Here is a 10,110-nt window from a genome sequence, read left to right on the forward strand (position 1 = left end):
ATCTTCCCGGCCCGCCGTTCGTCTTCATCAATGGAGGGGCGACCCGACGGCGTAAAGCACGGCAATTCGGGCAGTCACTGTGCAGTGCCGGTGCGGGGGCATCGGCTTGAGGGTCATTGAGGGCCCACGAGCGGTGGGGAGTGACGTGGCGATGGGCACGGCGGAGCGAAGTGGGCTGTGGATCGATGAGCCGGCGCGTCGGCGCCGGATGCCCGATCCTGTACGGACGTCCGCGGTGCGGGCCGTCCTCATAGTCGCGCTCACCCTGGTCCAGGCCATGATCGCCGTGCTCTGCACGCTGGCCGACTCCTGGCTGGCCTTCCCCATGGTGCTCAGCAGCGTGGGGAGCACGGTGGTGGCGACATGGGGCGTCCTCGACGTCTGGGTGACGCGCCAGGTGTGGAACCAGCGGCACGGCGTCGTCTCGGTCCCGGCCAGCACGGCCCGGCAGTTGCGCAAGGAGCGCCGCCAGGCACGCCGTGCTGCGAGGTCACGGCGCGGCGTCGCGCGGCCCGACTCGGTCAACATACGCAGGCGCGGCAGGGCCGGGCAGCTGACCCATTCCTGAGCCGCCCTGCCGCCGCCCTGCCGCGCGGTCGGACGTCAGCCTTCGACAGGCCTCTTGTACATGCGCGTGGCCGTGATCTCGCCGTGCACCGTCTCGCCGTCGGGGTCCTGCTGCGGCAGGCCCGGACGCAGGTGCTCCTCCACGCTGATGTACTTCAGGCCCGCCCGAAGGTCCGCGTCATTGCGCATCCGGATCACGAGGGGGAACTCGGCGAGCGCCGTCGTGTCGAACAGGCCGGTGGTGTAGAGGAGCTGCACACCGAGCGCGTCGGACACCGCGCGCTGCAGTTCGAGCAGGTACGTGGCGTTGGCGCGGCCGATCGGGTTGTCGAGGAACAGCGTGCCCGCGTGGCGGTGCTTGTCGCGGCCCCGGTCGTTGGAGCGCAGCGCGGCCATCGTGCAGTACAGGGCGATGGCCGCGGTGAGCAGCTGACCGCCGGAGAACACGTCGCCCATCTGTCCGACGGGAACACGCTCGGCACGCAGCACCGCGTCCGGCTTCAAGATCTCGACGGCGATGCCCTTGGGCTGGAGTGCCGCGCTGACGCCGCGCAGCAGCAGGGACATGCCGTCGCGGCGCAGGTCCGAGTTCTTCTTCACGGCCGCACTCGTCGCCTCGTCGATGACCTCGCCGAGCCGCTCGACCAGCGTGGCCTGGTCGGGCTCCTCGAAGCGGATCCGCAGGAACTCCTGTCCGGACCACTCGCCGAGCCCCTCGGGCAGCCGGGACAGGCGCTGGGCGGAGCGCAGAGTGGCGAGCGAGGACTCCACGAGGCCGCGCAGCCGGTCCACGATCGAGTCGCGATTGCGCTCCAGCTGGGCCAGCTCGTCGGTCAGGACGCGCAGCCGGGGCGCGAACGCGTCGGCCCACTTCTGCGCGTGCTCGGGGAGGGCGGACGCGGGCAGTTCGCGGATCTGCTGGCGGGCGGGCGTACGCACCTGCTCGTACCGCGTCGAGTTCGCGTGCCGTACGAGGATGTCGCTCGCCTCGCGGACCGCCGCCTCTGCCGCGGACAGGTCGGCGGCGCAGCCGCGCAGCGAGCGCCGGGTCTCGGCCGCCGCCTGGCGGGCCTCGTCCAGGGGGCCGGGGTAGGGCTCCGGCTCGTCCTGCTCCTCCGACGGGTCCGCGTGGTCGCGCAGCAGGTCGCGCAGGAGCGCCGCGGTCTCGTCGAAGCCCCCGGCCCCGTCCTCTGCGGCACGGTGCGCGTCGAGCAGCTCGGCGTGGGCGGCGCGGGCGCTGGTCAGCGCGTCGGTGCGGACGGCGAGTTCAGTGGTGGCCGTGCGCAGCAGGGTCTGTGCGTGCTCGGTGTCGGACGGGACCACGTCCTCGGGCAGCTCCGTGTGTGCGTCGCCGTCCTCCGGCGCGTGCCGCTCGGCCTCGCCGCGCAGCCGGCCGAGCTGCTCGCTCGCGGTGGAGGCGCGGGTCTCCAGGAGCTGGACGAGCTCTTCGGCGCGGGCGGCGGCGGCCTGCCGGGAGGGGCCGTCGGCGCCTTCGGAGGTTTCCAGCAGGGTGGCGGCGCGGGTGCGCACCTTGTTGCTGAGTCGGTCCAGGTCGGCGAGCGCCGCGGACTCGTCGGACTCGGCGCGGGCCTGCTCGGACCGCAGGTCGGCGCCGACGCCCACCTTTTCGTAGAGCTGGGACGCGGCCCGGTAGGCCTCGCGCAGTGCGGGCAGAGACGTCTGGGGGGCCGCTCCCTCCGGTACGTCGTCGGGGGCGCCGGCGATCTCCGCACGCTCGGCGCGCAGGGTGCGGGCGGTGCGGCGGGCGTCGTCGGCGGAGCGCTGGGCGGCGCGGCGGTCCTCGTCGGCGGAGCGCGCGTGGTCCAGGCAGGTCTGGGCACGGGCCTCCGACTCGACGGCCTCGTCGGCGAGTTCGCGGACCTTCACCTGCCAGCCGGCGCGCTCGCGCAGGCGGTACGCGAGTCCGGCGAGCGCGTCGGCGGCGCGGCGGGCCTTCTGCGCCGCCTCCTGGCGCTCGTCGCGCACGCGGGTCGCCTCGGCCGCGGACTCGTCGGCCTCGGCGCGCAGGGTGCGGGCCTCGGCGAGCTCGGCCTCGGACTCCTCGGCGAACGTACGGGCCTCACCGGCCGCTGCGGCGAGTTCGGCGAGGCGGCCCGTGGGGCAGCCGGAGCGCCAGGACGTGAGGCGCGCCGACAGTTCGCGGTCCTTGGCGAGGCGCCCGGCGAGCGCCCGGATCTCCTCGTCGCGCCGGGCCGCGCGCTCGCGCAGCGCCTGCCGCTCCTCGTCGGCGGCGTGCTCGTCGTGCATGGCCGGGTTCGGCGGTACGAGGAAAACGCTGGAGCCGTGTCCGTCGGACGCGTTCTCGGCCGGGGTCGGGGCGAGCAGCGCGGCGGCGGTGCCGACGGCGACGGCGGAGCGGGGCAGCAGGGCCGCACCGGCGAGCGCCTCCCGGGCCCGCTCATGGGCCGCCGGGTCGGTGATCACGACGCCGTCGACGAGCTCGGGCCGGGCGGCGAGCACGCGCGCGTGGTCGGTCGGATCGACGGACTGGGCGAGGTAGCGCCAGCCCGGCAGGGCCGGGATGCCGTGCTCACCGAGGAACTCGACGGTGGCCAGCACGTCGGGGCCCGGCGGGAGCAGGCCGCCGTCACCCAGGGCGCCCAGGATCCGGGAGTCGTCGGCGGCGGCCGTACGAAGCTCGAACAGCTGCCGCTCGGCAGCGGTCACCGTGCCGTCGAGCAGCGCCTTCAGGTCGTCGGCTGCGCGGTCCAGGTCTTCGGCGGTGAGCGTGCCCTCGGAGGTTCCGAACGCCTCACCGTCCCGGCCGCCGGACGCGTCCTGCCCTTCGGCCCCGCCGGCGTCGGACCGCCCGCCCACACCGAGCAGTTCGGCCAGCCGTTCCTCCCCCGCGAGGGAGGCGGCGGCCCGCGCCTCCACCTGGTGGGCCTGCTCCGCGGCGCTCGCGGCGTCGGCGGCGCGGGCCGCCGTGAGCTCGGCGCGCGACTCGACGGCACCGGCCTCGCGCGCGTGCTCGGAGGCCCGGCGGGCGGCCTCGCGCGCGGTGTCCCACGCGGCGACGGTGGTCTTCTCCGCGTCGGCCGCGGCGAGCGCGGCGCGGGCCGGGTCGGCGTCGGGCTCGCTGTCGTCGATCCACCCGGCGCGCACGGCCTCGGCGGTCTCCTGCTCGACCTCGGTCAGCCGCTGGCGCAGGTGGCCGAGTTCGCTGCGGGCGCGCTGGGCCTCGGTGGCGGCGGTCGTGGCGTCGTAGTGTGCGGTCTCGCCCGCCTCCTGGAGGACGGCGGAGCGCTCCTCCTCCTCGTTCGCGTGTACCTCGGACTTCTCGGCCGCACTGTGCAGGGCCCTGACGAGTTCGGACGCGGCCTTGGCGCGGGCCGCGAGCGCGGGGGCGGCGTCGCGCTCGGCCTCGCGGATGGCGGCGGCCACGCGCGCGGAGCGGTCCGCGGCGGCGCGGTGGCGCAGGACGGCCTCGGCTGCCTGCCAGGCGGAGTGGAGGTTGCGCGCGTCGGCCAGCTCACGCTTCTGTGCGGCGGCGGCCTTCTCGGCTCCGGCGAGCGCCAAGGAGGCGTGGCGGTAGGCGAGTTCGGCGGCGATCAGGGAGCTGCGCTCGCGCGCCGACTCCGCTTCGGTGACGGTGTGCGCGGCGGCGGTGACCTGCTGGGCCAGCTCCCCGGTGCGGCCGCGCTCGACGGCGGCGCGGGCGGACAGGCGGCGGGCGAGCGTGCGCGTGCGGCGCTCGGCGGCGGCGTGGATGTCACGCGCGCGTGCCCGCGCGTCGGCGGCCTCCACGATGCGGGTGAGCAGGTCGACGGAGCCCGCGGTGAAGTCGCGCTCGGCCATCAGCTCGGCGCGTCGTCCCAGCTTGTTCCCGAACCCGCTCACCAGGTCGGCGAGGCCGTCCGTGTCCCGCGTGTCGGTCACGGCGCGCAGCAGCAGGTCGGTGAAGTCGGAGTCCTTCTTGACGGCGAAGAGGCCCGCGGCCTCGCCCTCGTCCGCGTTCATCTCCCGCTGGTAGCGGAAGAGTTCGGGGTCGAGGCCGAGGTCACCGAGGTGCTCGATCCACCGGTCGTGGATCTCCTCCCAGTGCACCTCCAGGTGCGGGTACGCCTTGCCCGCCTCCGTCAGCGCGTCACGGAAGCCCTTCATGGTGCGGCGCCGCCCCTGTGCGCCCGAGGCACCCTCGGAGGCGGGACGTACGGCGCTGGCCTCGGCGACCGGCAGCGAGTCGAGGCTCAGACCGGGGCCCGGCCTGAACGAGTACCAGGCCTCGGCGAACTTCCGCGGGTCGTTGGAGACCTGCCGCCCCCGCCACTCGCTCACCTTGCCGACGACGACGCACTCGCCGGTGAGCGTGTGCTGCCACTCCAGGGCGACGTGTCCGCAGTCGTCGGCGAGGAGGAACTTGCGCAGCACTCCGGAGCTGGCGCCGCCCAGCGTGTTCCGGTGGCCGGGCAGCATGACCGAGAAGATCAGCTTGAGCAGGACCGACTTGCCGCCGCCGTTCTCCAGGAAGAGCACACCGGCCGGCGCGGGGCGGCGCGGCGGGCCGACGGGCTCGTTCTCGAAGAACTCCGCCTGGGTGGGGGCGGGGTCGGGCACGGGCTCGCCGACGCCCCGCAGGTCAAGCACGGTGTCGGCGTAGCGTGCACCGGCGGGCCCGATGGAGTAGAGGCGAATCCGGGACAGCTCGTACATGGCGGACTCTCGTGGTAGGTACGGAAGTTCAGAAGGTCAGGAGTGGAACGGCAGGCCCGCGTCGGCGGCGAGCCCGGCGGCGTCCTCGTCCATCGGCGGCACCAGGCTCGCGGACCCGTCGGTCACGGGGACGACCCCGAGCTCGAGGAGTTCGGCCATCGCGGCCGTGCCGGCCATGTCGCGGACCTGGAGCTGGTAGCGGGCGGTGGTGCGGTACGTGCCGCCCGAGTCGTCGCCGGTTCTCTGCAGGAAGCCGGAGTCGGTGAGGAACGCGACGGCCTTGCCGACGATGCCGGTCGTCGAACTGGCGAGCCGGCGCGTGTCCTTGGTGGCTCCTGTGGAGCTGCGCCGCGCCCAGATCCGCCAGGCGGCCTCGAGCCCGGGGGCCTCGGTGGCCGGGTCGGTGTTCTCGCCGGTCTCCTCGGCCCGCTCCTCCAGCTTGCGGCAGGCCTGCCGGACGAAGGCGTCCACGCCGTTGACACTCACGCGGCCGATGTAGCCGTCGTCGGCGAGGTCCTCGGGGCGCGGGAAGGCGAGCGCGGCGACCGCGAGATGGGCGAGGCCGTGCAGGAAGCGGTCGGTGGAGTCGGCGGCCGTCCGGCGCGCGTAGTCGCCCATGCGGACCGCGAACACGGAGTCCTCGGCGGCGGTCACGGCCATCCCCGCGCGCGCGGACACCTCCAGGACGACGAGGCCGAGCCCGGTGGCCACGGCGTCGGCGAGCCGCGCGAAGGGCGGGTCCTCGCGGTAGCGGCGCAGCAGCTCGCCGTACTCCTGGTCACGGGAGGGCTGCAGCTTCGGCTGGAGGCCGAAGGAGACGAGCCGTGCCGCGTCGGCGGCATCGGCCGGGGTGACGGGCGCCTGGACCCTGACCGAGCCCGAAGCGTCGGGCTCGCCCCATTCGGCGTGCTCTTCGGCGTACTCGGTCACGGGTGGTGCTCCTTCATGCGTTCTGCGTGTTCTACGTGTTCTACGGGGAGGCAGGTCGGCATCACGCGGCCTCCGTCCGGTCCGCGGCCATCCCGACCGCGTCGAGCAGGGCCGTGCCCACGATGAGGTCGGCGCCGCCGAACTCCGGGTCGTCGAGCTCCGCGCCGTCGTCCACGGCGAAGAGCAGCTTCTCCTCGCCCTGGCGGTAGGCGGTGCCGACCGGCGGGCTCGCGGCGTGGACCGCCAACAGGGCCACCAGGTAGGGCAGTTCGGTATCGCGCCTGCGGGCGTCGGCGAGCAGCCCTGACAGTCGGCGCGGCGCGTCCGACGGCAGGTCGAGGAGTTCCATGGCGACTGCGAGCTGCTCCTCGCTGAACCGGCTGTCGTCCGGCGTGGCGATGAGGTCCGGCTCGGGCATCTCCACACCGAGGTGCTCGCGCTCCATGGGGGGCGTGAGCAGGATGTCGACCAGGTCGCCGACACGGACGGACACGGGCGTACGCAGCCCGGTGCCGCGCGCGAAGAAGGCGTCGGTCGCCTTGGTCGCGCTCTCCACCGGAAGCGGCAGCAGCGGCGCCAGGAGCTGCCCGTACAGATCGAGGCCCGCGCGCGCGGAGGGCGCCGTGAAGGCCTGCCGGTCCTGCTCGGCGCGGAACAGCGGGCCCGCCTCCAGGAGGCGCGACTGCAGCTGCGTGTGACGGCGGATGCAGTCCTTGACGATGTCGACGAGCTCGGCGGCGCGGCGCTTGTGCTCCTGGTCCTCCGACTCGTCACGGGCCTTGCGGATGTTCGTCAGGATCGCGTTCTCGTGCCGGTAGCGGTCCGCGACGTGGTCGAGCGCCTCGGCGATCATGTCGGGCACGGCCTGCAGCCAGTCGACGGCGCGCACGTTGCGCCGCGTCGCGTCCAGCGCCTTGCGGAGCGTCTCCGAGTACTGCACGGTCCGGTATCTGGCCTGCTCGGCGGCGAGCTGCGCGTCCGCGAGCCGGCCGCGGCTGATCAGCACCTCCAGCTTGACCTCGGCGGCGATCTGCGCGCTGGTGACGTCGGTGTCGAGGGCGCCGACCAGCACGTTCACCGCCTCGTCCGTCGTGCGGAGGTAGACGCTGCCCCCGTAGCCGGGGACTTCCTCGATCAGCTTGAAGTCGTAGTCACGCCGTACGTAGGAGCCGTCCGGCGCGAACGTGCCGTACACGGCGCGGAAGCCGCGGTCCACGCTGCCGACGTTGATCAGGTTCTCCAGGACCCAGCGGGCCACGCGCTCGTGCTCGGCGGCGGGGCGCTGTGGGGTCTGTGCCGCGATGCGGGGCACGAGCCTGGCCACTATCTGCTCGTGGTCGGCGCCCGTGTCGAAGTCCATGTTCAGTGTGACGAGGTCGATGGCGGACAGCGCCACCTCCGCCATCCCGTACGTCGAGTACTCGCCCGCGAGATTGGCCTTGCGCACGTCCAGATCGTGCAGCGGCGCGGTGCACGCGAGCGCGCGAAGGCGGCGCGCGAGCCCTTCGTCGGCGGCCGGGCCCGGTGCCGGGCGCGGCCCCGCGCTGAGCTGGGGCGGAACGGATTCCGTGCTGGCAGGCGAAGTCACGGAGCACAGGGTATGCGCTGGGTCTGACAACGGTCGAAACGGCGCAGATGCGACGGCTTTCGGGCCTGCCGGCGACGAGCCGCGAAAGGCCGCTACCCGTCCTTCGGCATCCGCTGCCGGTATGCCTCGACCAGCCCTTCGCGGGAGTCGTCGAGGTACTCGCCGAGCAGTGTCTCAGCCGTGTCCCTGCGCCCCTCGCGCAGCATCTCCACGATTTCCAGATTGCGCGCCAGGTACGGCTCGTGGAGGCGCTGCGGGTCGTCCACGACGTGGAACGCGAGACGCAGCTCGGCCAGGACGCTGCGCATCAGTTCGTCGGTGCGCTCGCTGCGTGCCAGGGCGACGAGTTCGCGGTGGAAGTGGATGTTGGCGGTCGAGACGCTCTTCCACTCGCGCAGCTCGGCCCCCCGCTGTCCGTCGGCGACGGCTCCGGCGATCCGGTCGAGGGCGTACGGCGGGTCTCCCAGGGACCGTACGACGGCGCACTCGATCATGCGCCGCGTCCGGTAGATGTCCTCGACGTCGTCGACGCTCAGGACGCGTACGAAGACCCCTCGGTTCAGCTGGTGTTCGAGCAGCCGCTCGTGCGTGAGCAGCCGGAACGACTCACGCAGCGTGTTGCGCGACACGCCGAGGGCGCCTCCGATGCTGTCCTCGGACAGGCGCGTGCCGGGCGGGAAGTAGCCTTCCGCGATCCGGTTCCGCAGGATGTCCGCGACGCGCTCGGCGGTGCTGGTGCGCCCCAGCAGCGCGCGATCGTCCGCGAGGGCGTTGAGTTCGTCCATGGCCACGGCCGAATTCAAGCGCAGTTCCAGGAACGAGACAACGTTGGTATCGGCGGATCGTTCAACGACACCCGCGAACGCTTCAGGACAGGACCGCCTCCAGGGCCGCGAGCAGCCGCTCCACGTCCTCCGCGCTGCTGTAGGGGGCGAGGCCCACGCGGACGCCGCCCGCGTCTCCGAGGCCGAGCCGCCGGGAGGCCTCCACCGCGTAGAAGGAACCTGCGGGGGCGTCGATGCCGTGGTCGGCCAGGTGCCGGGAGATCTCGGCCGGGCTCCGGCCCTCGACCGTGAACAGGAGGGTCGGGGTGCGTCGCTCCGCGCGCGAGTACAGGGTGATGCCATCGAGGTCCGTGAGCCCTTGCTCCATGCGCTGCCGCAGTGCGTCCTCGTGCTCCTCCAGGGCCGCGAAGGAGGCGACGAGGCGCTCCCTGCGGCTGCCGCCGGCGCCCGCGCAAAGGTCCGCGAGGAAGTCCACGGCAGCCCTCGCTCCCGCCAGCAATTCGTAAGGAAGAGTGCCGAGTTCGAAGCGCTCCGGTACGGCGTCGCTGGACGGCAGCAGCTTGTCGGGGCGCAGCGACTCGAGCAGCTCGGCGCGGCCGGTGAGGACGCCCAGGTGCGGGCCGAGGAACTTGTAGGGCGAGCAGACCAGCGTGTCCGCGCCGAGCGCCGCCAGGTCGACCACGGCATGCGAGGCGTAGTGCACCGCGTCCACGTGGAACAGCCCGCCCACTTCGTGGGTGAGGGCGGCCAGGGCCGGCAGGTCGGGACGCGTGCCTATCAGGTTGGACGCGGCGGTCACGGCCACCAGGCGGGTACGTTCCGAGAGCACCGCCTTGAGGTGCTCCGGCCGCAGCTCCCCCGACTCCGGGTCGAAGTCGGCCCACCGCACGGTGGCGCCCGCCGCCTCGGCCGCCTGGATCCACGGGCGGATGTTGGAGTCGTGGTCGAGCCGGGTGACGACCACCTCGTCGCCCGGCCGCCAGGTCTTGGCGAGCGTCCGGGACAGGTCGTAGACGAGCTGCGTGGCGCTGCGCCCGAACGCGACGGTTCCTGGCGTGGTGCCGAGCAGATCGGCCAGCGCCGCACGGGCCTCGACGACGATCCCGTCGGCGCGGCGCTCGCCCTCCGTCGTCTGCCCCCGGTTCGCCATCGGCCCGGTCAGTGCGGCGGCGACGGCGTCGACGACCGGCGCGGGGGTCTGGGTGCCGCCCGGCGCGTCGAAGCGGGCCGTGCCGGACTTCAGGGCGGGGATCTGTGCCCGGATGGCGGCGATGTCGAGGGCCATGGCTCAACTCCTATGGTGCGTAGGCGATGCGGGGCCTTCTCCGGTCAGGGGCAGACCTCGCACGGCTGGCTCGTGCCGGGAGTCGCTCCCGCGGCTCCCGTCACATGATCGCAAGCCCGCGGCGGCACCTCCAGACCCGCGACCGAGGCGAGCGCCGCCGCGACCCCGGCAGAGGCCCGCAGGTCGAGACGGGCGCCGGTGCCGCGCACATCGTGCCGCACCTCGTCCGCGGCGAGCGCCAGGAGCTGGGGCAGCAGGTCGGCGCAGCGCCGCGCGACCCA

At 73.7% G+C, this 10,110-nt stretch carries 6 protein-coding genes and 1 pseudogene; 1 reads left to right on the top strand and 6 read right to left on the bottom strand.

Annotated features, from left to right (window positions below; translation table 11 throughout):
• The first annotated feature begins 115 nt into the window (after positions 1-115).
• Complete coding sequence (locus OKJ99_RS40755) at positions 116-568, top strand: hypothetical protein (RefSeq protein ID WP_407700867.1); 453 nt, start codon at positions 116-118, stop codon at positions 566-568.
• Positions 569-603: 35 nt separating this feature from the next.
• Here the strand turns inward: OKJ99_RS40755 and OKJ99_RS40760 are convergent, their stop codons facing one another.
• From OKJ99_RS40760 to OKJ99_RS40785, 6 genes and pseudogenes are all read right to left on the bottom strand, one after another.
• Positions 604-5,241 (bottom strand): coiled-coil domain-containing protein, encoded by a 4,638-nt coding sequence (locus tag OKJ99_RS40760; RefSeq protein WP_326023583.1) that lies wholly within the window; start codon positions 5,239-5,241, stop codon positions 604-606.
• Between the two features lie 36 nt (positions 5,242-5,277).
• Positions 5,278-6,171: a hypothetical protein gene (locus tag OKJ99_RS40765; RefSeq protein WP_326023584.1), complete on the bottom strand. Its 894-nt coding sequence runs from the start codon at positions 6,169-6,171 to the stop codon at positions 5,278-5,280.
• Positions 6,172-6,232: 61 nt separating this feature from the next.
• A complete protein-coding gene (locus OKJ99_RS40770; RefSeq protein ID WP_326023586.1) occupies positions 6,233-7,759 on the bottom strand; it encodes a hypothetical protein in 1,527 nt (508 codons plus the stop codon).
• Between the two features lie 92 nt (positions 7,760-7,851).
• Positions 7,852-8,544 carry a GntR family transcriptional regulator gene (locus OKJ99_RS40775; protein WP_326023591.1) on the bottom strand — a complete coding sequence of 231 codons (693 nt, stop codon included), beginning with the start codon at positions 8,542-8,544 and terminating at the stop codon, positions 7,852-7,854.
• Between the two features lie 82 nt (positions 8,545-8,626).
• Positions 8,627-9,829, bottom strand: coding sequence for a cysteine desulfurase-like protein (locus OKJ99_RS40780; protein WP_326023588.1), 1,203 nt, complete (start codon positions 9,827-9,829; stop codon positions 8,627-8,629).
• 44 nt (positions 9,830-9,873) lie between these two features.
• Positions 9,874-10,110: pseudogene (locus OKJ99_RS40785) on the bottom strand (hypothetical protein); the annotation flags it as partial.

The sequence above is a fragment of the Streptomyces endophyticus genome (assembly GCF_035798155.1).
Taxonomy (GTDB): Bacteria; Actinomycetota; Actinomycetes; order Streptomycetales; family Streptomycetaceae; genus Streptomyces; species Streptomyces endophyticus.